The 26,058-nt window shown below is 39.4% G+C and carries 25 protein-coding genes and 3 pseudogenes; 20 read left to right on the forward strand and 8 right to left on the reverse strand.

The features are described 5' to 3' along the window. The first annotated feature begins 62 nt into the window (after positions 1-62). Positions 63-497: a PaaI family thioesterase gene (locus tag FTU92_RS02085; protein WP_180060843.1), complete on the forward strand. Its 435-nt coding sequence runs from the start codon at positions 63-65 to the stop codon at positions 495-497. Positions 498-584: 87 nt separating this feature from the next. Here the strand turns inward: FTU92_RS02085 and FTU92_RS02090 are convergent, their stop codons facing one another. The 4 genes from FTU92_RS02090 to FTU92_RS02105 all read right to left on the reverse strand — a co-directional run bounded on the left by FTU92_RS02090 (position 585) and on the right by FTU92_RS02105 (position 5,616). Next, positions 585-1,835, reverse strand: coding sequence for a DcaP family trimeric outer membrane transporter (locus FTU92_RS02090; protein ID WP_180060844.1), 1,251 nt, complete (start codon positions 1,833-1,835; stop codon positions 585-587). 205 nt (positions 1,836-2,040) lie between these two features. Beyond that, positions 2,041-3,240, reverse strand: coding sequence for a CaiB/BaiF CoA-transferase family protein (locus tag FTU92_RS02095; protein ID WP_180060845.1), 1,200 nt, complete (start codon positions 3,238-3,240; stop codon positions 2,041-2,043). A gap of 78 nt (positions 3,241-3,318) precedes the next feature. Continuing rightward, positions 3,319-4,845 carry a 3-hydroxyacyl-CoA dehydrogenase gene (locus FTU92_RS02100; RefSeq protein ID WP_180060846.1) on the reverse strand — a complete coding sequence of 509 codons (1,527 nt, stop codon included), beginning with the start codon at positions 4,843-4,845 and terminating at the stop codon, positions 3,319-3,321. Between the two features lie 3 nt (positions 4,846-4,848). Continuing rightward, positions 4,849-5,616, reverse strand: coding sequence for an enoyl-CoA hydratase-related protein (locus FTU92_RS02105; RefSeq protein ID WP_180060847.1), 768 nt, complete (start codon positions 5,614-5,616; stop codon positions 4,849-4,851). A gap of 258 nt (positions 5,617-5,874) precedes the next feature. Here FTU92_RS02105 and FTU92_RS02110 point away from each other — a divergent pair, with 258 nt between their 5' ends. From FTU92_RS02110 to FTU92_RS02125, 4 genes are all read left to right on the forward strand, one after another. Further along, positions 5,875-7,029, forward strand: coding sequence for an acyl-CoA dehydrogenase family protein (locus FTU92_RS02110; RefSeq protein WP_180060848.1), 1,155 nt, complete (start codon positions 5,875-5,877; stop codon positions 7,027-7,029). Positions 7,030-7,098: 69 nt separating this feature from the next. After that, positions 7,099-8,346 (forward strand): acetyl-CoA hydrolase/transferase family protein, encoded by a 1,248-nt coding sequence (locus tag FTU92_RS14225; protein ID WP_180060849.1) that lies wholly within the window; start codon positions 7,099-7,101, stop codon positions 8,344-8,346. Between the two features lie 12 nt (positions 8,347-8,358). Continuing rightward, complete coding sequence (locus FTU92_RS02120; RefSeq protein ID WP_180060850.1) at positions 8,359-9,552, forward strand: acetyl-CoA C-acetyltransferase; 1,194 nt, start codon at positions 8,359-8,361, stop codon at positions 9,550-9,552. A gap of 426 nt (positions 9,553-9,978) precedes the next feature. Then, positions 9,979-11,295 carry an MFS transporter gene (locus tag FTU92_RS02125; RefSeq protein WP_180060851.1) on the forward strand — a complete coding sequence of 439 codons (1,317 nt, stop codon included), beginning with the start codon at positions 9,979-9,981 and terminating at the stop codon, positions 11,293-11,295. 71 nt (positions 11,296-11,366) lie between these two features. On the opposite strand, the gene FTU92_RS02130 is transcribed toward FTU92_RS02125, so the two are convergent. After that, positions 11,367-12,305 (reverse strand): LysR family transcriptional regulator, encoded by a 939-nt coding sequence (locus FTU92_RS02130; protein WP_180060852.1) that lies wholly within the window; start codon positions 12,303-12,305, stop codon positions 11,367-11,369. 110 nt (positions 12,306-12,415) lie between these two features. Between FTU92_RS02130 and FTU92_RS02135 the strand changes: the two genes are divergently transcribed. The 5 genes from FTU92_RS02135 to FTU92_RS02155 all read left to right on the forward strand — a co-directional run bounded on the left by FTU92_RS02135 (position 12,416) and on the right by FTU92_RS02155 (position 18,303). After that, the gene (locus FTU92_RS02135) at positions 12,416-13,576 is read left to right on the forward strand and encodes an acyl-CoA dehydrogenase family protein (RefSeq protein WP_180060853.1); all 1,161 of its coding nucleotides are present in this window, start codon (positions 12,416-12,418) and stop codon (positions 13,574-13,576) included. Positions 13,577-13,592: 16 nt separating this feature from the next. Further along, positions 13,593-14,414, forward strand: coding sequence for a CoA ester lyase (locus tag FTU92_RS02140; protein WP_180060854.1), 822 nt, complete (start codon positions 13,593-13,595; stop codon positions 14,412-14,414). Positions 14,415-14,448: 34 nt separating this feature from the next. Further along, positions 14,449-15,303: a hypothetical protein gene (locus tag FTU92_RS02145; protein ID WP_180060855.1), complete on the forward strand. Its 855-nt coding sequence runs from the start codon at positions 14,449-14,451 to the stop codon at positions 15,301-15,303. 1 nt (position 15,304) lies between these two features. Then, entirely contained in the window at positions 15,305-16,495 is a 1,191-nt protein-coding gene (locus tag FTU92_RS02150; protein WP_180060856.1) for a CaiB/BaiF CoA-transferase family protein, read from the forward strand. Between the two features lie 95 nt (positions 16,496-16,590). Beyond that, positions 16,591-18,303, forward strand: a complete 1,713-nt coding sequence (locus tag FTU92_RS02155; RefSeq protein ID WP_180060857.1) for an electron transfer flavoprotein-ubiquinone oxidoreductase — start codon at positions 16,591-16,593, stop codon at positions 18,301-18,303. A 191-nt stretch (positions 18,304-18,494) separates the two neighbouring features. Here FTU92_RS02155 and FTU92_RS02160 read toward each other — a convergent pair. After that, positions 18,495-19,425: pseudogene (locus FTU92_RS02160) on the reverse strand (IS5 family transposase). Between the two features lie 96 nt (positions 19,426-19,521). Here FTU92_RS02160 and FTU92_RS14040 point away from each other — a divergent pair. The 5 genes from FTU92_RS14040 to FTU92_RS02175 all read left to right on the forward strand — a co-directional run bounded on the left by FTU92_RS14040 (position 19,522) and on the right by FTU92_RS02175 (position 21,837). Continuing rightward, complete coding sequence (locus tag FTU92_RS14040; RefSeq protein WP_034675292.1) at positions 19,522-19,800, forward strand: IS3 family transposase; 279 nt, start codon at positions 19,522-19,524, stop codon at positions 19,798-19,800. Further along, a complete protein-coding gene (locus FTU92_RS14045; RefSeq protein WP_373685398.1) occupies positions 19,707-20,513 on the forward strand; it encodes an IS3 family transposase in 807 nt (268 codons plus the stop codon). Before FTU92_RS14040 ends, FTU92_RS14045 begins: the two co-directional genes overlap by 94 nt. Before the next feature lie 11 nt (positions 20,514-20,524). Further along, positions 20,525-20,683, forward strand: a complete 159-nt coding sequence (locus tag FTU92_RS14050) for an IS3 family transposase (RefSeq protein ID WP_228152979.1) — start codon at positions 20,525-20,527, stop codon at positions 20,681-20,683. A gap of 242 nt (positions 20,684-20,925) precedes the next feature. After that, entirely contained in the window at positions 20,926-21,294 is a 369-nt protein-coding gene (locus tag FTU92_RS02170; protein ID WP_104488357.1) for an MbcA/ParS/Xre antitoxin family protein, read from the forward strand. A 282-nt stretch (positions 21,295-21,576) separates the two neighbouring features. Continuing rightward, positions 21,577-21,837 carry a helix-turn-helix domain-containing protein gene (locus FTU92_RS02175; protein WP_180060858.1) on the forward strand — a complete coding sequence of 87 codons (261 nt, stop codon included), beginning with the start codon at positions 21,577-21,579 and terminating at the stop codon, positions 21,835-21,837. A 34-nt stretch (positions 21,838-21,871) separates the two neighbouring features. Here FTU92_RS02175 and FTU92_RS14230 read toward each other — a convergent pair. Continuing rightward, positions 21,872-21,967: pseudogene (locus tag FTU92_RS14230) on the reverse strand (hypothetical protein); the annotation flags it as partial. A gap of 173 nt (positions 21,968-22,140) precedes the next feature. Here FTU92_RS14230 and FTU92_RS02180 point away from each other — a divergent pair. From FTU92_RS02180 to FTU92_RS02200, 5 genes and pseudogenes are all read left to right on the forward strand, one after another. Then, a complete protein-coding gene (locus FTU92_RS02180) occupies positions 22,141-22,443 on the forward strand; it encodes a helix-turn-helix transcriptional regulator (protein ID WP_104489548.1) in 303 nt (100 codons plus the stop codon). Positions 22,444-22,504: 61 nt separating this feature from the next. After that, positions 22,505-22,696, forward strand: a pseudogene (locus FTU92_RS02185) (type II toxin-antitoxin system HipA family toxin); the annotation flags it as partial. A gap of 115 nt (positions 22,697-22,811) precedes the next feature. Next, on the forward strand, positions 22,812-23,048 hold the full coding sequence (locus FTU92_RS02190; protein WP_035268632.1) for a VF530 family DNA-binding protein: 237 nt from the start codon (positions 22,812-22,814) through the stop codon (positions 23,046-23,048). A 688-nt stretch (positions 23,049-23,736) separates the two neighbouring features. Then, on the forward strand, positions 23,737-24,039 hold the full coding sequence (locus tag FTU92_RS02195; protein ID WP_070153706.1) for a helix-turn-helix transcriptional regulator: 303 nt from the start codon (positions 23,737-23,739) through the stop codon (positions 24,037-24,039). A gap of 4 nt (positions 24,040-24,043) precedes the next feature. Further along, positions 24,044-25,303 carry a type II toxin-antitoxin system HipA family toxin gene (locus FTU92_RS02200; RefSeq protein ID WP_131261189.1) on the forward strand — a complete coding sequence of 420 codons (1,260 nt, stop codon included), beginning with the start codon at positions 24,044-24,046 and terminating at the stop codon, positions 25,301-25,303. Positions 25,304-25,368: 65 nt separating this feature from the next. On the opposite strand, the gene FTU92_RS02205 is transcribed toward FTU92_RS02200, so the two are convergent. Then, positions 25,369-25,926, reverse strand: a complete 558-nt coding sequence (locus tag FTU92_RS02205) for a hypothetical protein (RefSeq protein ID WP_154320192.1) — start codon at positions 25,924-25,926, stop codon at positions 25,369-25,371. Between the last annotated feature and the right edge of the window lie 132 nt (positions 25,927-26,058).

The following is a 26,058-nucleotide window of genomic DNA, read 5'->3' on the forward strand; positions in this document are numbered from 1 at the left end:
CTATTTTTATGTTATAAATAAACCAAGATTGAGTACTATTCAAAGCCCTAAAGGAAATTTAAATGTCTATGGATCAATATACTGGCTTAGAATTTTTAACTGCAGTAAAAGATGGCACTTTACCTCATGCTCCAATGGCCAATACCATTCCCATGAAACTCGTTGAGGTAAAAACGGGTTATATTATTTATGAAGTTACACCAAATCAACAACATGTAAACCTTCAAGGTGGTGTGCATGGTGGTTTCTGTGCAACGGTTTTAGATAGTGTTACAGGTGCGGCTGCCCATACTATTATGGAAAAAGGTATACCCTTCGCAACTACAGATTTAAATATAAAGATGATTCGTCCAATGCAGGTTAATAAAACCTATCGTGGTATTGGTACAATTATTAATGCGGGTCGTACCTTAGTTATGACTGAAGGTCGAATCGTAGATGAAAATGATAAAGTATTTGCTCATGGTACAGCAACGCTTATGATTATTCGAAAATAATATTTTTATTATTTGTATATTTTAAATAGCCTATCTAAAATCAGATAGGCTATTTTATTTAATCAACTGAAATATGATTTAATGCTTTTAAAAATCATATTTAGCCATAAATTCTAAACGACTATCAGTACCTGATTTATTGTCAAGTGTTTTACGCTCACCATAAATATATTCAACACCGAAAGTCACTGGTTTAAATGGGTTATACATTACGTTTAACCAACCCTGCTGTAAGTTATCATTACCATTTACAACATTCTCATCATAGAATAAGGCACCGTAACCAAGCGTACTTCTAATTTTTGGTGTGAATTGATAAGTTGCCCCAGCATTTACAGCATCAAATTCTACCAGATCAATATCATTCGCTTTAGGAATAGAGTTGCTACTGTTATATAGGAAATATTTGTCATCCCCTACAGCATGGGCATAATTAGCGGTCAGATTAAGTTTTGCAATTGGCTTATACTTTAAACCAACGCCCACTCCCCAGCCAAAATCTGTATAGTCTTTTTCATCCGTACGGGCACGCACTTCCTGCGCCATACCGCGTACATTGACAAATCCCTTCCCATCTTCAAATTTATGGGTTAGTTTAGCTGCTAAAGTCGGGTATTGATTATCCGAACTTGATTTTTCCAGACCTAGCATATACTGAGTGTTGGCATTCAAGCTATCGCTATAACGGACCATTTGGGTACGGAAAACTCCTCCACCAAGTACACCATTAAAATCCAAAAGTTCCGGCAAGGTTTCGGTAGAAAGGAAGGTTGAGGTGGTTTGGCCTAACAACCAGTTATCAACGCTCACATAAGCATGACGGATACGGACTGTATCATTACTTGCTCCGCCCCTAAAGTCGATCTCAATCTTACCGTTAACGTCATGATCCGGAACAGGCGCTTTAAAATCTAAACCAATACGTGTAGCAGTTGCTGTTGAATCAAAGCGCTTTTCAGTTTTACGCTTATTCGGATCATCATCTAATGCAATATTATTAATTCGGTTAAAGATTCCTGTACCACCTTCAAATTGGTAGGCTGCATCTGCACGGATAAAACCATACAGATTCACCTCCGCACCTGCCTTACTTTTTAGCGTTGCAGGATTTGATTGTTCAACTTGAGGGACTGCTGCAGGAACAAGGGTCACGGCTGGCTTGGCTTGTGCCTGATGTTCGGTTGCTACTTTTTGTTGTGCTACCCATGCTTTTAAAGCATCGAGTTCTTGACGCAGTTCCTGAATTTGCTGTTGCTCAGTTGAGTCAGCAGCATATATTGCAGAGCTGCACATTGCTCCCAATAATGCTACAGCAAGCTTATGACGTATTAAATCCATTTACGATCTCCGATTTTACTTATGATTATTCATGACATCTGCATGAATCTTTTTTAATATTCTCAATTCAACAACAAAGATATTCATTGAAATTAAGACAAGACATCCCTCTCAAATCTCTGAATAAGATTTGATTAGTTCATGTTTTAATGGGAATTAATAAGAGGCTAAGGGATAGTAATCATCACCTTAGCCATAGGTAGGCCTACCCTACAATGCCATTGGCACGTAACTTTTCAATTTCATCATCAGCCATATAGCGCGATAAAATTGCATCGGTATCTTCGCCCAACATCGGGGGGGCTTTACGATATTCAACTGGAGTACGTGAATATTTGATTGGTGATGCAATGACCTTAAGGTTCTTTTTCAACGGATGTTCAAGCTCAACAAGCATTTTACGATGCTTCACTTGTGGCTCTTCAAACGTTTGCTGAAGGTTATTGATTACGCCGACAGGAACTTTCACCGCCTGAATCAATTCTACCCAATGTTGAGCCGTATTGGTCAAGAAGTGCTGCGATAAAATTTCCACAATGTCATCACGATTTTTTAGGCGTAATGCATTGGTGGTAAAACGTGCATCTTGAGAAAGTGTTGGCAAACCAATCGCTTTACACAGCGCAACAAACTGTTTGTCATTACCACAAGCGACAATAAAGTCCTGATCATTTGCTTTAAACACCTGATACGGAACAACATTTGCATGCGCATTACCATAACGTTTAGGAATTTCACCCGAGGTAATGTAGTTCATACCGATATTAGCTAAACAAGCAACTTGGACGTCTAGTAAGGCCATATCAATATGTTGGCCCTGACCAGTCCTAAAGCGATTGATGAGTGCGCCCTGAATGGCAATCGCAGAATACAGACCGGTATTCAGATCAGCAAATGCTACACTGGTTTTCATTGGCTCTTTGTCACCAGTGACCGACATTAAACCGCCAATGCCCTGAATGATGTAGTCATAGCCTGGTTCAGCAGCACGTGGACCATCTTGACCGAAACCAGTAATTGAACAATAGATCAATCCCGGGTTTATTTCTTTTAGAGAGTCATAATCCAGACCATAATACTTGAGTGAACCGGCCTTATAATTTTCAATTACAACATCACTGTCTTTCACTAAATTACGAACGATTTTTTGACCTTCAGGCGTTGAGATATCAATGGTAATTGAGTATTTATTCCGGTTTGCAGCTTGGAAATATGCACCTTCCGAGGTTTCTTCCCCTAGGTCATTCTTCATCCAAGGTGGTCCCCACATGCGGGTATCATCACCCACTTTTGGGCGTTCTACTTTAATTACTTCAGCACCAAGATCCGCTAAAATTTGACCACACCATGGTCCTGCTAAAATACGACTCAAATCGAGGACACGAATACCTTCTAATGCACCCATATTTCTTTCCTTTATCTCTATTGCCCAAGTCTTCCCAGCCAGGCATTGTGATCTTTAAAATATTTCAGTTTTCTGTTTTTAAACTGGCGTTCTATTTACGGAATGAAGCAGGTCTACTTGCAACTTGGCACGACGTTGTAACCATGGACTTGGACGATAACGCTGATCTCCAGTAATCGCATAAATACGGTCAAGAATCAGTAGAATTCTGTCTGGTCCTAAGATATTGCCCCAAGAAATTGGACCATATGGATAGCCGAGTCCCAAACGAACTGCTTTGTCAATATCAGAAGCCGTCGCGATCCCCTGCTGTGCAATATCACATGCCAGATTAATAATCATAGGGATGACGCGTTGGCATACAAAACCGACACTTTCTTCAATAACACTAACGCCATGATCATTCGCCGCAAATAATGCATGTGCCTGATCCACATAAACCTGTTCAGTAATAATAGAGGGCATTAATACACGACGTTTATTAAAGTCAGTCAGCATATCAATGTTGACTGCACGTTTCGCATCTACATTTAAACGCTGGCTGGCAGTGGTGGTATCTTCACCATATGTCGCAAGAATAATCAGACTATCTGCTGCTGGCGTTTCTGCATCATCCAGCACTACCCCTTGTGAAAGCACATACTGTTTTAAGATCTCCGCATCACTTTCATAATCAGCTGAAATCCATACAGGCTTAAATTCCGAAATCTGTGGTACGAGTTGTGGTGGTTCTTGATTTAAACGTGTATCTTGGTCGTACTTATAGAAGCCTTCACCCACCTTTTTACCCACGGTGTTCGCAGATAGCATGAGACGGGTTAAAGTATTTGGACGGTAACGATCTTCCTGATAGTACTGATTAAAAATCGATTCCATCACACGGTGGGAAACATCTAGACCAGTTAAATCGTAGAGTTCAAATGGCCCCATTTTAAAGCCAGCAGCTTCACGTAAAATACGATCCATCTCGCTGACAGTTGCAACACCTTCACCTAAAATCTTTAATGATTCTGTACCGAAGGCACGACCTGCATGGTTAACTAGGAATCCTGGCGTGTCTTTAGTTTTAACACCAAAATGCCCCATGCGTTCTGCCAACTTCAATAATTCATCCACGACCTCATCAGACGTAAATAAACCTTTCACCACTTCAACGATCTTCATTAGTGGCACTGGGTTAAAGAAATGGAAGCCTGCAATACGTGATTTATGCTGACAACTAGCAGCAATTTCAGTTACAACAAGCGATGAGGTGTTAGATACCAGAATGGTTTGTTCTGATACAATCTGTTCAAGTTGCTTAAATAGCTTTTGCTTGATTTCCAAATTCTCGATAATAGCCTCAACGACTAGATCAACACCTGCAATCTGATCAATATTGTCAAGTACAACAAAACGAGCAATCGTATTATCAAAATCTGTTTGAGTAATTTTACCTTTAACGACCAATTTTTCTAAGGTCTTTTTGAGCTTATCCAGACCGGCTTGAGCCGCACCTTGCTGAACATCAAACAATCGGACTTCCAAACCCGCTTGTGCAGCAATTTGGGCGATACCCATACCCATTACACCCGTGCCGACTAACGCCATTTTTTCAATAGTCATGAATTACTCTCCCTGATAGTTTGGTGTACGTTTTTCCAAGAAGGCTTGTACACCTTCTTTTTGATCCTTGGTATCACATAATATCTGCATAGCTTTCCGCTCAAGAGCCAGAGCTGCATTTAGAGGCATATCTTGGCCTAATGAAATAACTTCTTTAATTTGTTCAACAGGAATTGAAGAATAGCTAGCTATAGTATTGGCTACCTCAATCGCATGGCTCGTTGCATCTCCTTTGACGAGGTCTGATACCAATCCCATTTCCTCAGCTTCTTTTGCACTAAATATTTTCCCAGTTAATACGAGAAACATAGCCTTATATTTGCCTACAGCACGAAGTAATCGCTGAGTTCCGCCTGCTCCTGGCATTAATCCTAATCGAACTTCTGGTTGACCAAATTTTGCGTCTTCACTCGCGATAATGATGTCAGCATGCATGGCTAGCTCACAACCTCCACCAAGTGCATATCCATTTACGGCTGCAATGATCGGTTTTCTACAATCGCTGATACTTTGCCAATAGAATTCAGTGTGGCGTAAATATACTTCGCTAGTTGAAGCTGTTAAGAAATCTTTCACATCTGCACCTGCAGCAAAAATTTTCTCTCCTCCAGTAACTACAATCACTTTTACTGTTTTATTACTTGAAAGTTCATCAAATTTTTTTGCTAATTCTTGGCGCAAGGCGAGATTCAATGCATTTTTCGCTTCTGGGCGATTCAATTGTAAAATCGCAACACCTTCATCAGTAACCCTAAGCTTCAATATATCCATATCTGACCCTTTCTTATCTCGAACAACCTTATTCTAGGTTTAGAACATACATTTGAAATTCAAAAAAAGAAATCCTTCTATGGATTAAAAGCAGATATTAAATTTTGATTATTATTATCAAAAAAAAGCATAACACTTAAAGTTTACGATACATTATATTGATCGTAAATCAGAATTACTAAGATATAAATCAAGTAATCAGAAGGACAATGAATTAATTTATCCAATGAATGGATAAGGTCAAAATGGAGTTAAAAGATGATCAGAGACCAGGAAACACTGAACCAGCTACTCGATATGCTTCGCCAATTTGTGGATGGTGTGCTTATCCCGAATGAAGAATTAATGGCAGAAACTGACGAAATACCAGCTCATGTTGTTCAACAAATGAAAGAGCTTGGTCTATTTGGTTTGACTATTCCTGAACAATATGATGGCCTAGGCCTGACCATGGAAGAGGAAGTCAATGTGGCTTTTGAATTAGGCCGCACTTCCCCTGCTTTTCGCTCGTATATCGGAACCAATAACGGGATCGGTGCAGCGGGCTTAATTATTGATGGGACTGAAGAACAAAAACAAAAATTTCTTCCAAAATTTGCTTCAGGTGAAATTATTGGCTCTTTCTGTCTGACTGAACCAGATTCAGGTTCAGATGCTGCCTCACTTAAAACCACAGCCGTCAAAGATGGTGATGAATATATCTTGAACGGTACCAAACGCTTTATTACCAATGCACCACATGCTGGAGTATTTACGGTAATGGCACGTACCAATCCTGAAATCAAAGGTGCAGGTGGTATTTCTGCATTCATCATTGATAGCAAATTACCTGGTATTTCATTGGGTAAACGCGACAAGAAAATGGGGCAAAAAGGTGCGCATACCTGTGACGTCATTTTTGAAAACTGCCGTATTCCAGCTTCAAGCTTAATTGGCGGTGTGGAAGGTGTAGGTTTTAAAACTGCTATGAAAGTACTGGATAAAGGTCGTCTACATATTGCAGCACTAAGCGTTGGCGCCGCTACCCGTATCCTGGATGATGCTCTACGGTATGCATTGGAACGTAAGCAGTTCGGCCAGCCGATTGCTAATTTCCAGCTGATTCAGGCAATGCTTGCTGATTCTAAAGCAGAAATTTATGCTGCAAAATGTATGGTTTTAGATGCAGCAAAAAAACGTGATGCAGGTCAAAACGTGAATACCGAATCTTCTTGCGCGAAAATGTTTGCAACTGAAATGTGTGGCCGAGTTGCAGATCGTGGTGTACAAATTCTAGGTGGTTCAGGTTATATCAGTGAATATCCACTGGAACGCTTCTACCGTGACGTACGTTTATTCCGCTTATATGAAGGCACAACACAAATTCAACAAGTCATTATTGCCCGCAATATGATCCGAGAAGCAACACAATAATCAAGTCCAATATGCTGAAACTGCACTATGCACTTTCAGCATTTTTTATATTTGCATCGGTATATTCTTATGCTAAGAATCCATGATCTTTCCCGATTAAATTGGTCAAATTACATACAGAGAGATGATTTGGTTGTTTGGGGTCAAGCACAGGCTGAACCATTAACACTCACTCAGCATTTAATGCAGCAACGCCATCAACTTAAACCCTTTAATGTATTTTTAGGTATTAGCAATTACGGCACCTGCCAAGTCGAACACACAGATCAAATCCATTTCAGTAGTTATTGTGGCGCAGGTTCTAACCGTTTGCTTGCCAAAGCCAAATGCCTTGATATTATCCCAAGCCATTATTCTACTTTTGCCCATAAATTACGTCCGGATATTGTGCTGGTTCAGGTCTCAAAACCAAATGAATCAGGACAATACAGCTTTGGCTTAGGTCAGGATTATATTGCCGATCTCATCCCTTCAGCACGTGTAGTCATTGCCGAAGTAAATCAACAATTACCTTGGACACATTCTGCTACTTATTTAACAGCAGACGATTTTGATGTAATTGTAGAAACAGATCGTAACTGCGGTGATGAAGCAAAACAGATACATAACGATATCAATACTAATATTGCCACTAAAGTGGCTCAGCTCATTCCTGATGGATCAACGCTACAAATTGGTATCGGCACCCTTCCTGAAGCTGTGCTCAATGCACTCAAGCAGCACCAAAATCTAGGCGTACATAGTGGTATTATCAGTGATGGCATCGCAAAACTGATGCAACAGGGTGTAATTAATAATAGCCAGAAAAAAATTGATACTGGAATCACTATTACTGGCTTAATCAATGGTAGTAATGCACTTCATCAATTTATTCATCACAATGCGAATGTACAGCTGCGTCCAACTTCTTATACCCACAATCCAGCAGTATTGGCTCAGATCGACAACTTGGTAGCTGTAAACTCAGCGATTGAAGTGGATCTGACCGGACAAATTAATGCTGAAGTCGCGAATGATACCTATGTCGGTGCTGTCGGTGGTGCTATAGATTTTATCCGTGCTGCAAATAACTCTGCCAAAGGCTGTTCTATCATCGCCTTACCATCAGCAGGTAAAAACTTTAGCCGTATCGTGTCAAAACTTAACGGCCCTGTTTCAACCCCACGTAGTGATGCAGGTATCTTTGTGACCGAATACGGTATTGCCGATTTACGTGGCTTAAGCCTATCTCAACGTGTAGAAAAGATGATTGAGATTGCCCATCCGGATTTCAGGGCGAATCTTACCACTGAAGCACAACAACTTTCACTGATTTAAATGGAGTTAAAAATGAAAGAAGCTTATATAGTTAGTCCATTACGTACGCCAATTGGAAAATTTGGCGGCTCTCTAGCTTCACTTACGGCAGTGGACTTGTCGGTTAAAATTATTCAAAGTATTTTAGAAAAGACCAAAATTGATCCAAGCACACTAGATGAAGTCATTGCTTCGCAGTCTTATTCATCCAGTGAAGCACCATGTCTAGGCCGTTACGCTGCTCTTGCTGCAGGTTTACCAATAGAAGTTCCCGGTTATACTCTAGACCGTCGTTGTGGCTCAGGTTTACAGGCATTGGTTAATGCTGCCATGAATGTACAGACTGGCCAGGCGGAAGCAGTAATGGTCATTGGCGTAGAGAGTATGAGTAATATTGAATATTACTCAACCAATATGCGCTGGGGTAGTCGTGCTGGCAATGTAACTTTCTATGACCGCCTGGACCGTGGTCGTGAACGTTCACAACCTGTAGAACGCTTTGGCTATATTTCAGGTATGCCTGAAACAGCAGATAATTTGGCAAATGACTATAATATTACGCGTGAAGAATGTGATGCTTTTGCCCTAGCAAGCCATCAAAATGCAGAAAATGCCTGGAACCAAGGCTATTTCGATGCTGAAGTTGTTCCTGTAGAAGTCAAAACCAAGAAAACCACCACCCTGGTGACTCGTGATGAAGGAATTCGTGCAGATACAACGCTCGAAAGTTTAGCAAAACTTCGTACGATCCGTGAAGGTGGTGTATCTACAGCAGGAAACTCTAGTCAGCAAAATGATGCAGCTTCTGGATGTTTAGTGGTATCAGCTGAATATGCAGAAAAACATGGTTTAACGCCTTTAGCGAAAATTGTGGGCTGGAGTGCAGTTGGTTGCGATCCAAGCCGGATGGGTATTGGTCCAGTACCAGCAGTAGAAAAACTATTGCATAAACTTGACCTAAAACTAAGCGATGTAGATTTGATTGAGATCAATGAAGCCTTTGCAGCTCAGGCTCTTGCAGTATTGAAAGGCCTCAATGTGCAGGACTTTTCTAATGTCAACGTTAACGGATCAGGTATCTCTTTAGGCCATCCGATTGGCGCAACAGGTATGCGTATCATGACCAGTCTAGTGCATGAGATGCAACGTCGTGATGCACGTTATGGTTTAGAGACTATGTGTATTGGTGGTGGTCAAGGTCTGGCAGCACTATTTGAGAAAGTTTAAATTGATGATTTTAAAAAACCATCATGAAATATGATGGTTTTTTATTTTTTTTATTATTTGTATATATGCTTATCAATTTTTAGCATTCAACTGATCAAAATTTAACATCAGAAAATCCCTTTCATTGAGTGAAAACTCTAATTATATTAAATAATGGTTGAACAGTTTTTTGACTAGTTTATATCTGTATTTATTTTCAAATTTTATCTTCAGTTAATTTATGATTTAGAAGATTATATTTAAAAAATTAAATATAGATAAAGTCAATCAGAAAATTATCCTTAGTACTTATTGATGAAAATTAAGGATATTAATAGACATACCCGGACAATATTAATATTTATATTAGGACTTAATAATATAGATATTAATTTACCTTGAAACGATAGGTTATTTAAAACAATAAGCATTTAAAGGATGAATTATATGCAAGTTGGAAATACAGTAAATTCAGCACCCAAGCAGAAATGGATTGCTGCCTTTATATTTTGCTTTTTAGTACTTTTAGTAGATGGAGCCGACATGCTCCTTCTCTCATATAGTCTTTCAAGTCTTAAAATAGAATTTGGACTTTCCTCATTCCAAGCGGGTATGCTCGGCAGCGTAACGCTTGCAGGTATGGCAGTCGGCGGTATTTTTGGCGGATGGGCAAGTGACAAATTTGGTCGCGTTCGCATTATTTCTTTAAGTATCATCAAGTTTTCACTATTAACAGCACTACTTGGTTTTGTGTCTAATGTGTATGAATTTGCGATTGTCCGTTTCCTTTCTGCTCTCGGGCTAGGTGCAGTTTATATGGTATGTGCAGGCTTAATGTCTGAACTAGTCCCTACTAAATATCGCACAACTGTTATTGCAACAATTTTTACAGGATGGACATTTGGCTATATTGTAGCGTCTTTACTTGCCGGTGCGATTATTCCAGAATATGGCTGGCGTATGCTATTTATTGTAAGTGGTTCAGCCGCAATTATTGGTATTTTAATGCCTGTTTTTGTAAAAGAATCTGAAGCATGGAAAAAAGCACGATTAAATCGTACTCAAAGTGAAGTCAAAATGGTTAAGGGTGACCGTTCTGTATTTAAAGCCATTGTACAAGATAAACTCATTTTCCGTACCCTCATCTTTTGGATGGTGGTCGCAGGCTTTATGCAGTTTGGTTATTATGGCGTAAATAACTGGATGCCATTATACCTAGAACAAGAATTGGGCATGAATTTTAAATCGATGACTAACTATTTAATTGGTAGTTATACAGCGATGATCGGTGGTAAGATTCTAGCAGGCTATATGGGTGATAAGTTAGGTCGTAAATTCACATTTATGTTCGGTGCTATTACAACAGCAATCTTCCTAATTATTATTGTTATGTTCCATAATGCATCGAACATTCTTTATCTTTTAGTTATTTTTGGTTTCTTATATGGCATGCCACTAGGTGTATATACAACCTACATGTCTGAAAGTTTTCCAACCAATGTTCGTGGTACTGCGATGGGTACTGCCCATAATGTGGGTCGTATTGGTTCAACTATTGCACCTGCAACAATTGGCTTTATTGCAACCGAAGGTTCAATTGGGCTTGGCTTTATGGTGATGGGTGTTGCCTATCTAATCTGCGCCCTTCCTACTTTGTTTATTAAAGAGAAAATGTATGATCCTCAAGCTAATGTTGCTTCGACTGATGATGAAACAGCTTCAGTAAAAACAAAAGGTAGCCTCGCAAGCAATAAAGTAGTTTAAAAACAGATAGACAAAAGATGTCATAAAAAATGCTCCTTAAGGAGCATTTTTTATATCTGTTCACCAAGCTTTTAGTTTTCTTTGCCAATCCATTCACATCCTAGCCAATCTTGCTTAATGATAGCCTCTTTTGAAGACTGTACCACCTCTTGAGCAATGGTATGAACTAATTTAGAAATATGACGGGTATTTGGTAAAGCTAAACCAATTTCACGAATAAAATCAGGATGATTAATAGGCGCCGCTTTAAACAGATTCTGTTTCAGTTCATTTTTAATCGAAACCAATGGCAAGATTGTAGATCCGAATCCTTCCTTGACCAGTTGCTTCTGCACATTCAGGTCATTCACTTCAGCACTAATCTTTAAATCATATTTAGCTTTATGAAAACCCTGCTCAATCAAAGTACGTAAACGGTGCGGTGCATAAGGCAAAATTAGATCATATGCAGCCATATCCTTGAGCTCTATAGGAGTCTGTTCAGACAGATCTGAGCTATATGCTCCAATAAGCCATAATTGCTCACGAACCAGAGGTTGCAAATCCAGGAACTTTGAGGAAACTGATCCATAAATTAAAGCTAGATCAATTTCACCATTCTCCAACCAGTCCTTTAAATGCCCTGAATAACCTACAGTAATTTTGATATTCACTTTAGGATATTTCTTTCTTATGACATGCATTAAAGAAACTGACAGTAATTCACTAAGGCTAGCTAAGATACCGATATTGACTGTCCCTTCTAAAGCACCATCTGATGAAGTCAGCTCAATTTTTGCAGTCTCAATTTCTTTCAAGGCACGTCTAGCATACACCTCTAGAATTTTTCCTTCATGGGTTAAATGCATACCATGCCGGCTACGCTCAAATAATTCGACCCCAAGTTCATCTTCTAAAAGATGAATTTGTCTGGAGACTGCAGGCTGAACAATATTCAGTAAAGTTGCTGCTTTCGTAATATTTTTTGTTTCAGAAATCGTGATAAACGATCGTAGCTGCTTAATGTCCATTCGATATTCTTTTGGTATCCAACCTATCAAATAATTCTATTTTATTAACCATTAAATAACAATATATGATCGAAATCATTAAGACAATACGTGATAAGGAAATCTTTTTTATGAAAAGCACAATCAATAATTATCAAGAAATTCGTGAAGCAGTTCGTGCACTTTGCGCAGAATTCCCAGCTGAATATCATCGCAAGATTGATGAGGAACGTGCTTATCCTGAAGAGTTCGTAGATGCCTTAACTAAAGCTGGCTGGATGGCTGCAATGATTCCGGAAGAGTACGGTGGTTCAGGTCTTGGTCTGACAGAAGCATCGATTATCATGGAAGAAGTTAACCGTAGTGGTGGTAATGCCGGCTCTTGCCATGGACAAATGTACAATATGGGCACTTTGCTTCGTCACGGTTCTAAAGCGCAAAAAGAATTATATTTACCTAAAATTGCTACAGGCGAATGGCGTTTACAGACAATGGGTGTAACTGAGCCAACGACTGGAACAGATACCACAAAAATTAAAACAACAGCTGTTAAAAAAGGCGACCGTTATGTGATTAATGGTCAAAAAGTCTTTATTTCTCGTGTTCAGCACAGTGACTGGATGATTTTATTAGCCCGTACCACGCCGCTTGCCGAAGTCACTAAAAAATCTGAAGGTATGTCGATCTTTATGGTTGATCTACGTGAAGCTGAAAAAAATGGCATGGTTGTGCGCCCTATTCCCAATATGGTGAATCATGAAACCAATGAAATTTTCTTTGACAATCTCGAAATTCCAGAAGAAAACCTGATTGGTGAAGAAGGTAAAGGCTTTAAATATATCCTCGATGGCTTAAATGCTGAACGTACTTTAATCGCTGCTGAATGTATTGGTGATGGTTACTGGTTTATGGATCGTGCGACACAATATGTAAAAGACCGTGTGGTTTTTGGTCGTCCAATTGGTCAAAACCAAGGTGTACAGTTCCCATTAGCAGAAAATTTCATTGAAATTGAAGCTGCAAATTTGATGCGTTTCCGTGCATGTGAAATGTTCGACCGTGGTGAAAAATGTGGTGCTGAAGCCAATATGGCGAAGTACTTAGCAGCAAAATCAAGCTGGGAAGCAGCAAACAACTGTCTACAGTTCCATGGCGGTTTTGGTTTTGCTAACGAATATGACATCGAACGTAAATTCCGTGAAACACGCTTATACCAAGTTGCCCCGATCTCAACCAACTTAATTTACAGCTTTGTGGCTGAACACTTATTAGGTTTGCCGCGTTCTTTCTAAGTCTAGGATAATCTTTATGAATAAAGTGAATAAGTCACCTCGTTCTTATCTCTTTGTTCCAGCAAACCGTACTGAGCGCTATGAAAAAGCGCTCAGCACTCAAGCGGATGCTGTGATCATTGATTTAGAAGATGCGGTCCCTGTAGAACAGAAGAATTCAGCACGTCAAGTACTCAGTCAATGGTTATTAGAACATCCTGAACAAAAGGTGATGGTACGAGTTAACTCGAGTCAAACTGAATGGTTTACCCAAGATATTCAATTAGTCCAATATCCAAATGTGAGTGCGATTGTTCTACCTAAAGCAGAATCAGTAGAAGATATCAAAGTCATTTTAGATATTCGCAATATTGATATATTTCCATTGATTGAAACACCTCTTGGTTTTAGTAAAGTACGTGAAATTGCCCTAGCGCCTCAAGTCTGTAGTCTTATGTTTGGCTCTATTGATTTCCAGCTAGAAATGAACATGCAAGGCGGTTATCTCGAACTGCTTTCCTTTAGAAATGAACTGGTTCTCGCCTCTAAACTTGCAGGAATTGGTGCACCCGTTGATGGTGTTACTGTTGACTTTAAAGACCAAGCGCTGATTTGCCTAGAAACCCAACAGGCCAAAAACTTAGGATTTTCAGGGAAACTGTGTATTCATCCTGCCCAAGTCGCTATTGTGAATAAAGTCTTTAGCCCAACTGAAGAAGAAATTGAATGGGCAAAGCAAGTCCTTGAAATCGTAGATCAATCTCAAGGACAAGCTGTCAGCTTAAATGGAAAAATGATCGATTTACCTGTCATTTTAAAAGCTAAAAAAATCTTAGAACCTGCTGAACTGGTGAATTAAGGCTAAGCCTATTACAAGAGATAAAGGATATAAAATGGAAAAGTTTAATACTTTTGATACATGGATAGGCAAGAAAGAAATTCAAGTAGATTATCTTAATCAACGCCCATTGGCGATGATGCAGGCATTGCTGAATCAGGACAATAAAAACTTAGCTGAACTACCACATTTATATCATTGGCTATATTTTGTACCCATCGTTAATAATGAACAACTTGCAGAAGATGGACACCCACAGAAAGGTGGATTCCTCCCTCCTATTCCGTTCCCTAAACGTATGTGGGCAGGTAGCCGTTTACAGTTTCTTAAAAACATTTCAGTCAATCAAGAAATTAAGCGTGAATCAGAAATTGTAAAAATTGAATTTAAGCAAGGTAAAAGTGGTGATATGTATTTTGTCACGGTAAAGCACTCTATTTTTGCTGATGATCAACTGGCAATTGTCGAAGAACAAGATATTGTTTACCGTGATGCAAGTAATCAAGTGCAGTCTCGTCCTGCGACCACTGCACCTGCTACTATAGAAGCAAAGCCATTTAGCTATAAAAAACAATTTCCAATTAATACAACCAGCTTATTCCGTTACTCAGCTTTAACCTTTAATAGTCATAAAATTCACTATGATCGCCCATATGCCATGCAAGAAGAAGGCTACCCTGGTTTAGTCGTTCATGGACCATTCCTAGCCACTTTATTAATACATTTCTTTAAACAAGAATATCCAACCAAAACGATTCAAAGTTTTGACTTCCGTGCCATCAATCCAGTATTCGATTTTAATGAGTTTTCAATTTGTGGCGATGTTCAGGATCAAACTGCTGAACTCTGGATTGAAAAAGAAAATAACCAAATTGCAATGAAAGCAAAAGTGACTTTTACTGAGGATTAATATGCCAGCTTTGGATGGTATTACCGTCATTTCATTGGAGCATGCAATTGCGGCTCCATTCTGTACACGTCAACTGGCTGATCTTGGTGCAAGAGTCATTAAAGTTGAACGTCCCCAAGTTGGGGACTTTGCCAGAAATTATGATAATCGTGTTCATGGCATGTCCTCTCATTTTGTCTGGACCAATCGTTCAAAAGAAAGTTTAAGCCTAGATTTAAAGACGCCAGAAGGACAGGATATCTTAAAAAAACTTCTGTTGAATGCAGATGTTTTGGTACAAAATTTGGCTCCAGGTGCAGCATCGCGTTTAGGTTATTCCTACGAAGATTTGCTAAAAATCAATCCTAAAATTATTGTTTGCGATATTTCAGGATATGGTGATGATCAAATATATCCCGGTCCCTATCGTGACAAAAAAGCTTACGATTTACTGATCCAAAGTGAAGCTGGTTTTCTTTCTGTAACAGGAACTGAGCAAGATACTGTAAAAGCTGGCTGCTCAATTGTAGACATTTCAGCTGGTATGTATGCCTATAGCAATATTTTGGCAGCCCTGATAGAACGTGGAAAAACAGGTAAAGGCAAACGCATTGATGTGTCCATGCTGGAATGTATGACTGAATGGATGGGACATCCATTGTATTACACCTTAACTGGTCATTCAGCTCCTCCACGAACTGGTTCAACCCATGCCACAATTTATCCTTATGGTCCCTTTCAGACAGGTGACCAGAAACAAGTTGTTTTAGGGGTACAAAATGAACGAGAATGGCAAGCATTTTGTGCAATTGTTTTATGCATACCACAACTCGCTGAAGATCCATTATTTCAGAATAATGCCTTACGTTCCAGAAATCGTCAGCAATTAAGACAAATCATTGAGCAAACCTTTTCTCAATGGGATCAAACTGAAATTTTATCTCGTTTGGACAATGCCAAAATTGCGAATGCAAGTGTCAATGAAATTCAAGAAGTTTGGCAACATCCTCAACTTCAAGCGCGTCAACGTTGGGCTGAAGTTGAATCTCCAATTGGAACTATCCCAGCACTTAAGCCTGTAGGTCTTACTCAAGAAGAGGATTTTGTCATGAATCCAATTCCTGATTTAGGCCAGCATTCTGAAAAAATATTAACTGAATTGGGTTATGAGGTTGATGCTATACAAGCATTGTTAAAGAAAGGAATTATTTAATTATTTATTAAATCATGAATATATAAATATTTTCATGACAAAGAAATTTCACCTAAAAATCTAAAATTTAAACAATAGTTAAAGAGCTATATAACATGGAAGATATTGTTCGAGAGTCAATGGAGTTTGACGTAGTTATCGTAGGTGCTGGCCCTGCGGGTCTGTCTGCGGCGATTAAAATCCGTCAACTTGCAATTGAAAATAACCTGAATGATCTGTCCGTTTGTGTCGTAGAAAAAGGCTCCGAAGTCGGTGCGCACATCTTGTCAGGTGCGGTGCTGGAACCACGTGCCATCAATGAGCTGTTCCCGAACTGGAAAGAAGAAGGTGCACCTTTAAATGTACCGGTGACAGAAGATAAAACGTTCTTCCTGCTGTCTGAAACCACTTCGAAAGAAGCGCCACACTGGATGGTACCAAAAACTATGCACAACAATGGCAACTATGTCATTTCACTCGGCAACGTGGTGCGCTGGTTAGGCCAGAAAGCCGAAGAACTGGAAGTGTCGATTTTCCCGGGCTTTGCGGCATCTGAAATTCTGTACCATGAAGATGGCACAGTAAAAGGCATTCAAACCGGTGACATGGGCATTGGTAAAGATGGTGAACCGACCCATAACTTTGCCCCAGGTTATGAACTGCATGCCAAATACACCCTGTTTGCTGAAGGCTGTCGTGGTCACTTAGGCAAACGTCTGATTCAGAAATTCAATCTGGACAAAGATGCCGATCCACAACACTACGGTATCGGCATTAAAGAGCTGTGGGAAATTGATCCGGCCAAACATAAGCCAGGTCTGGTGATGCACGGTGCCGGCTGGCCATTGTCTGAAACCGGTTCTTCAGGCGGCTGGTGGCTCTACCACGCGGAAAACAACCAGGTCACGCTGGGGATGATCGTCGATCTGTCTTATGAAAACCCGCACATGTATCCATTTATGGAAATGCAGCGCTGGAAGACTCATCCACTCATCAAACAGTATCTGGAAGGTGGTAAGCGTATTTCTTATGGTGCGCGAGCCGTAACCAAAGGTGGCTTTAACTCGCTGCCGAAGTTTACCTTCCCGGGTGGTTCGTTAATTGGTGATGATGCCGGCTTCCTGAACTTTGCCAAAATCAAAGGTTCTCATACCGCAATGAAATCCGGCATGCTGTGTGGTGAAGCAGTCTTTGAAGCGATTGCTGCTGGTGTCGAAAAAGGTGGTGACCTTGCTGTTGCCCGTGTGACTGAGGGTGAAGATTTCTTTGCAAAAGAATTAACCTCTTATACCGAGAAGTTCAACAACAGTTGGCTGAAAGAAGAGCTTTACAACGCGCGTAACTTTGGCCCGGCAATGCATAAGTTTGGTCAATGGTTTGGTGGTGCGTTTAACTTCATCGACCAGAACATCTTTAAAGTACCATTTACTCTGCATGATTTAGTGCCTGACTTCAGCGCACTGAAAACCGTAGATGCGGTAAGCTTTAAGCCGAACTATCCAAAACCGGATGGCAAGCTGACCTTTGACCGTTTGTCTTCGGTGTTTGTATCCAATACCGTACACGAAGAAAACCAGCCAGCGCACCTGAAACTAACCAATGCCTCAATTCCGGTCGATGTGAACTTGCCTAAATGGGATGAGCCGGCACAGCGTTACTGCCCTGCGGGTGTGTATGAAATTATGGACAATGATGATGGTTCCAAGCGCTTCCAGATTAACGCAGCCAACTGCGTACACTGCAAGACCTGTGACATTAAAGATCCATCACAGAACATCACCTGGGTAACACCGGAAGGTGGTGGTGGTCCGAATTACCCGAATATGTAAGGTAATTCCGCTGAGTCAGAACGAAGCTTCTGGCTCATTTACCCAATCCTGAAGACGTTATGAATAACTCTTCACTTTAATTTTGTAGGTAATCCCAGTTCCTTCGGGAGCTGGGATTAAAATATTTTCAATTCAATACGGCTTTGTTGCATAAATATTTTGTAGATAGAGCTTTCCTAAGTCGCCCAAATTTAAGTGACAACTTGGGTATGTGGTCGACCTAATTCAGTAAATTTATTTAAAATGGCTATACGGGCATGTACTTCATTGACTTGGCTTTGAAAGTTCTTAGCACTGAGTTTATCCCCTAATAATTTGATGCAATGCATCTTAGTTTCGACCAAACTTCGGCGATGATAGCCTGACCATTTTTTCCATAATGTCCTGCCGAAACGTTTAACTGTTCGAAGTAATTCATTTCGCTCTCGCGATTGAACTTTGTTATCTTTCCAAGGCTGTGCATTTTTTCTTGGAGGAATCACCGCATGCGCTTGCCGATCTACAATGACCTGACGGCATTGTTTTGTGTCATATGCTCCATCGGTATAGACAGAATTAATGCGTTCATCAGATGGGATTTGATTCAGCAAATCACCCAAGACTTGTGAATCACTGACATTATTTGTTGTGAGCTATATAGCCCGTATTTGTAAGGTCTTCGCATCTATACCAATATGCATTTACGTCATAGTCGAAGGTATTCAGGCTGATGTTTCTTTCATTTACATTTACCTTCACCTAAAAACTTAAGACCAGTTGAATCGACCAGTAGATGCAGTCTATCACTACTTTTTTGATAATTGATCGCAATATCAATCTGTTTTTGTCTACGGCAGAGGATTGAATAATCTGGTGCTGCCCAATCTAATCCATCCAGTTTGATCAGACTTTAAACAAAGCCTGTGACCATACGTAAAGAAAGACGAAACAGAGCTTTGATCCTCAAACAGCACTAAATTGCTGTATTAGAATAGATATGATTTCTTCCATGCTGCGCTTGTGGCTGAGTATACCATTGAGTCTGAGAGTCAAACCAAATGAGATGTTTCCTCGGTTTATTAATGCTCTGTTATAAGAGGACTAATTTGTTGTCCAATAAATTTCAGGTGCAGGTTTATTCATTTGGAAATTATATTGCTGAAGAATGGACTGCCTGAATAGCCACCGATTTTGTAGACACCTTTTAGTTAGATAAAATGGCTAATTAACGAGGTGCTTATGAGCAGTAAACGATACCCTGAAGAATTTAAAATTGAAGCAGTAAAGCAAGTTACTGAGAAAGGTCATAGTGTGGCCGAAGTTGCTGCACGTTTAGGAACCACCACCCATAGTCTGTATGCCTGGATCAAACGTTATGATCCACAGCAACCCAAGATAACAGAATCTAATGATCCAAGTGCAGAATTAGCAAAGTTAAAAAAAGAGCTGCAACGAGTTACAGAAGAAAGAGATATTCTAAAAAAGGCCGCGGTGTACTTCGCAAGCCAGTCCAAATGAGGTACGCCTTTATTCAGGACAATCAGCACATATGGCCTGTTCGTCGTTTATGTTCAACTTTAGATGTGCATCACAGTGGTTATTACGCCTGGTTAAAGCAACCCACCAGTAAAACTGCGAGGAAACGGCAACAGCTTTCAGGACTGATTAAACAGTTCTGGCTGGAATCTGGTGGAGTCTACGGCTATCGCAAGATTCACTGTGATTTGAAAGATATTGGTGAAAGTTGCGGGATTAATCGAGTACATCGGCTCATGAAGGCGAATGGTCTTAAATCGCAGCGTGGTTATCGTAAACCTAGAGCTCATGCTGGTGTTCCGGCTGTCGTTGCCGCAAACACTTTAGACCGACAATTTAATCCAACTCAGCCCAACCAGCTGTGGGTGACTGACATCACTTATATCCGCACTCATGAAGGGTGGCTATATCTCGCAGTTGTGATTGACCTGTTTTCACGTCTTGTTGTTGGCTGGTCTATGAAATCCAGAATCACGGCAGATCTGGTTTTAGATGCGTTATTGATGGCTTTGTGGCGAAGAAACCCAAAGAACAAAGTCCTAATCCATTCTGACCAAGGCAGCCAATACACCAGTCATGAATGGCAGACATTTCTCAAGCATCATAATCTTGAAAGTAGTATGAGTCGTCGACTTGCGCAGTACACTGCTCATGCCATGACAATGCTGTTGCAGAAAGCTTCTTCCAGCTATTAAAGCGGGAACGAATTAAAAAGAAAATCTATGCGACCAGGACTGAAGCAAGGTCGGATATCTTTGAATATATTGAGATGTTCTACAATTCAAAACGCAGACATGGTTCCAATGGTCAGCGTTCTCCATTAGATTATGAAAAGGCCCATCAAAAGATGATTATGTGTGTCTAGAATTTTGGTGGCTATTCAGCCCATTAGGTTCAAAAAACTTCAGCCTGAACGGAAATGAAAGGCGAATTAAGTTCTGCTTCAAAAGTAAAGATGCAAAAGCACTTGGAGTATTCAAGTTACTGATGTATCTCATGATAGTTTCTCATCCTTAAGCTGTTTGTAATAAAAATTTTAACTCTGAGAAACGATAATCAAATAGTATAAACTCTAGATATCAGCAACGTCTGAAACAGAGATCAGTCATGCATAAAACACCAGAAAAAATTGCAAAACAAAAAAAGGTATTAGCTAAAGCTGTTTTATCATCTGCGAATCAACTTGGTTTGACACAGAGCCAGCTTGCTATCGTTCTCAATTTAGATTCAGTGGAAACTTTAAATTCGCTTGAGTTAGATCCCGATTCAAGTCAGGGAGAACTCGCAATTATTTTAATTCGTATTGCGATATCACTAGATGCTCTAACAGGTGGAGAGGCTAAATGGATGCAGCATTTTATGAAGTCACCAAATAAGCTAACCAAAGGCATTCCGATAAAACAGATTCAGACTACTCAGGGATTAGCTACTGTATTAAACGTAGTTGAAGGACTTCGGCTTCAGGGTAAATATTAAGAAATACAAAGCTTCATTACACAGAAAATTAAAAGTCATAATTTTGTCTAATAATTCAAATTCAAGGTATAAGAAGTTCCTCTTCTCAAGAGGTATACAACTGCCTCATTATTGAGAACTGTCATACATATATGGATTCTATTAACCTAATTCGAGGCTAAATTGAATCTTATAAGTTCAATTTAGCTATTCAAGAATCATTATAAAAGTTTGCTATATAGCGAACATTAACCATAATTAGTTAAAAGTTTGCTATATAGCTAACAAATTTCGGGAGAAAAAATGGCTACACGAGGTGAAATAGGTAAAGAAATACGTTTGGCAAGAAAAGGGTTAGGCTATACACAGAAAAGCCTTGCAGAAAAAATTCAAGTCAATAAAACAACAATTTCAGAGATGGAAAATGGCCATTTTACAGGTTCATTTGACATATTTGAACGTGTGCTTGATGGTGTTGGTTTACAATTCGAAGTGAATAAAAAAAATCATAAATTGCCGCAGTGGGATGAAATTGAAGAAATATTTTCAGAATATGATGAATAAATTGTGAATCGGTACCGAATAAGGCAAAGCCCTACCCATCAACCTCGTTTCTCCAGACCACTTGTGCCAGATATTCCAAATTGACCTGATAGCAAATCCCAGTTCCTCGCGACACCACGTGAAACTGATTGAGCTTAAAGCAAGTTGTTAGACGCTATTAGATTGTAAATGTCTAATTAGACTTCTTTAATCTAATAGGATCTAATCACCCAATAAAGCACCTTTTCACCGATCAACCGACACATTTTATAACTCCATTATTTTGTGGCTTAATAGCCATATCCAAACATAAGACCCAATATTATGGATTTAAGATTCAGAAAACCTGAAGAAGTTGTTGGATTATTATATGAGAGGCTTCGTAAAGAACGACTTTATCTGGAAATGACTCAGGCAGATGTTGCTGCACGTGCTGGTATTGGTGTGAATACAGTATCCAATCTAGAAGCAGGTCGAAATGTTTCATTTGAAAATTTAGTACGCGTTGCCATGGTCCTGGGCCGATTACAAGAATTAGAGGAACTCTTCAAACCTCATTTAAACAGTGTAGATGATATTCTTCGCTATGAGAGTAATACGGCTCGCCAACGTATCAAAAGGAAATAAATCCATGCTCGAAAAATTTAATGTTTACTACAATGGATGGGGTGAATATTGGCTTTAGGGTATACTGGTCTCCTCAACAGCAATCACAGGTCAACCATTAATTGCCTTTGAATACAGTGCTGAAGCGATCCGTAAAGGTTTAGAGCTTTCCTCTTACCTACTTCCGTTAAAAGGTGACCCATTAAGAAAAAACTTTCCTACACAGCAAATGGGATTACCAAGTCATATATATGATGCATCACCCTATGGTTGGGTGTGCTCCAGAATTTTGGTGGTTATTCAGTCCATCATTACCTACATTCCAACTCTCTAGTTTTCCAACTAGCCCAGGTTATAATAATGACCACCCAAAATACGATTTATCTATTATGAACACCTCCAATGACCCTTTACACGGCAAAAAACTTGCTGACATTTTGGATGAATTATTGGATTACTACGGTGGCTTTGAAGGTTTAAGTCGTAAAATTGAAATTAGATGTTTTTGCATAGACCCAAGTGTTAAATCATCATTGCGATTCTTGCGTACCACACCATGGGCACGTGAAAAAGTAGAAAGCTTATATTTGTACGTCTTACGCCAAAAGGCAAAACAGAAACTGTAGCCCCAGGCAACACCCCTCTCATCATAAAATTTGAACCGTACCGGGTTTGTGGGAGACTTTTATTTAACTGATGTTACGTAGTAAGTGCATTTTGAGCATCTTCGCTACTACATGTTGTAGTCGATTTATAAATTATTAATAATCATTATATTAAACAATATAATGTTATTGTTAATATGAAAAATCAGGATCAAAACATAGGTGACTTTTATAAACTAAAACGTCTAAAATAAAGTGACCAAAATAACATTAAATGATCTAAATTCATCAAAAATTCACCCTACCACAAACCACATACCACCAATTAAATCATATACTTATAATTAATGTAATTTAATAGAATAAATATCGGTGACCTTGCCAAGGTTGGGGTCGCGAGTTCGAGTCTCGTTTCCCGCTCCAAATTCAAAAAGCCTCAATCGAAAGATTGAGGCTTTTTTATTGATTTTATATTATGTTATCCCCAATCATACTTTCTTTATTATCTTTTATTTCACAGTTTCGGGCCCCAAATACGACATATTCGTAGGTAGTTGCAAAAAATAAATGCATTAAAATCATTAGATTTCTTTAATCCAATAGAATCTCATCAGCCAATCAAGCATCTCATTATCGACCAACTGGCATAATTTCATAAATCCATTTTTTTGTGTTTTAATGGTGATATCACAATGTAAAACACAATATTATGGATTTAATATTCAAAAAACCTGAAGAAGTTGTTGCTTTATTATGTGAGAGGCTTCGTAAAGAACGTCTTTATCTGGAAATGACTCAGGCAGATGTTGCTGCGCGTGCGGGTATTGGTGTGAATACTGTATCTAATCTAGAAGCTGGTCGAAATGTTTCATTTGAAAATTTAGTACGTGTTGCCATGGTGCTCGGCCGATTAAAAGAATTAGAGGAACTTTTCAAACCACATTTAAATAGTGTAGATGACATGCTCCGCTATGAGAGTAATACGGCTCGCCAACGTATCAAAAGGAAATGAATCCATGCTCAAAAAACTTGATGTTTACTACAATGGATGGGGCGAATATTGGCTTTGGGGCACACTAGTTTCCTCAACTGCAATCACAGGTCGACCATTGATTGCTTTTGAATACAGCGCAGAAGCAATTAGTAAAGGTTTAGAGCTTTCATCTTACCTACTTCCGCTAAAAGGTGACCCATTAAGAAAGAACTTTCCTGCACATCAAATGGGATTACCAGGCCCTATATACGATGCCTTACCCGATGGCTGGGGCATGCTCCTGATGGATCGCTTATTTAAAAAAAATGGACTTAATCCAGCACGAGTTGGGCCTTTAGAACGCCTCACGTATATTAGTACACATGCAATGGGGGCATTATCCTTTGAACCTTCAGCATCCGAGTTAACATTAGCTGAAAATATTCCATTGCTAAGACTCGCTCAAGAAGTTCAGGAAGTTCTCAAAGGAGAAGGTGCCGAATTTTTACAGCATTTATTAATTATGGGCGGGTCTCCACAAGGTGCAAGGCCAAAAGCACTTGTTTATCGTGATCCTGTCACTAATGAATTCTCAACAGTTCACTCACATCAACATGAAGCTTGGCTGATCAAATTTCCCGCTCAGCAAGAGCATCCTGAAGTTTGTGCAATTGAAACTGTTTATGCAGAATGTTTGCGTCATTGTCATATTGACACCCCAGACACCCAATACTTCACTCTTCCGAATGGCCTAACTGCATTTGCCTCAAAAAGATTTGACCGCTGCGATGGCATGCGCATCCCTATGCAAAGTTTAGCTGCCTTTACAGGGGCTGATTTTAAATCACCTGGGAGTTTAGACTACAGCAACTTTCTTCGTGCTACACACTTTTGTACCAATGATATTCGCGAAAAAGCGATTGCATTCAAGCGCGCTGTTTTCAATGTGGTGTTCAATAATCGAGATGATCATTGCAAAAACTTTTCGTTTTTAATGTCTCAAAATGGACAATGGAAACTCGCCCCAGCCTACGACGTTACTTTCTGTGAAGGCCCAGGTGGATATCATCAAATGGATATTATGGGTGAAGCACTGGATATTACTCGGTCTGCCATTGTCAAACTGGGCATTCAGGAAGCAGAGCTTTCTATTCAAGAGGTTGATGAAATGATTAACTCAATTTGCGAAGTTGCCAGCCGATTTACGAAGATTGCTCATGATCTATTACCTGAACAAATTAGATCTGAAACTCTCCAAATGATCCAAAATAGGATTGAGCATAATATTCATTTATTGAATTGAATATAAACCATCCGATTTAATCAAAAGCAATCTGGAAATACATATAAAATTTAATCAATAACAGATCAGTGATAAACCCCGAACCCAAGATGGTATATCCACTGCGGGCTTTGGTCATTATAAACAGACAAAGACAACTTACATCCCTCTTGCACTGCAAGCCCATACTCTAATGTTAGCTCCTTGAGTTGCGCAGGTGATAAACTCAACCAAGCATTATCAGGAGCTGGTTCAATATTAAAAGTGACACTTTTAACAGCTTGCTCATATTTTCCAGTCTGAATATTCAGTTCTACGGAATCTGGAAAATGCTGATAAATAGATAATTCATCATCCTCAACATCAAAGCTATATACTTCCTGATTTTGCATATCTCTTAGACATGTATCTTTATATAACTGTTCCGTTAGCAAAGCTGCATTCACCTGAATATTAGAAAAGAGTTGTTCACCTTCTGAAGCAAAAAAGTCCTGATTAAACTTTTGAATTTGTTCATCATCATATTTTGTAAAGTCGCAGGTATTGGCATTGAATCTAAGTCTGGCATCAACCACCAGTTCATTATTAGACCAAGGCAAAAGTTGCGATAAATCTTGCGATTTATATTGTTTTTTGGTGTCCACATAACTGAACCGTACCGGGTTTGTCGGAGACCACTTTTCTTGAGAGAATGTCCCGATGAAAAAAGTAAAATACACCCCTGAAATCAGAGATAGAGCGGTTCAATTATTGATTGAATCCGAAAAAGATTATCC

Source organism: Acinetobacter sp. YH12205, from assembly GCF_013418125.1.
GTDB classification, from domain to species: domain Bacteria; phylum Pseudomonadota; class Gammaproteobacteria; order Pseudomonadales; family Moraxellaceae; genus Acinetobacter; species Acinetobacter towneri.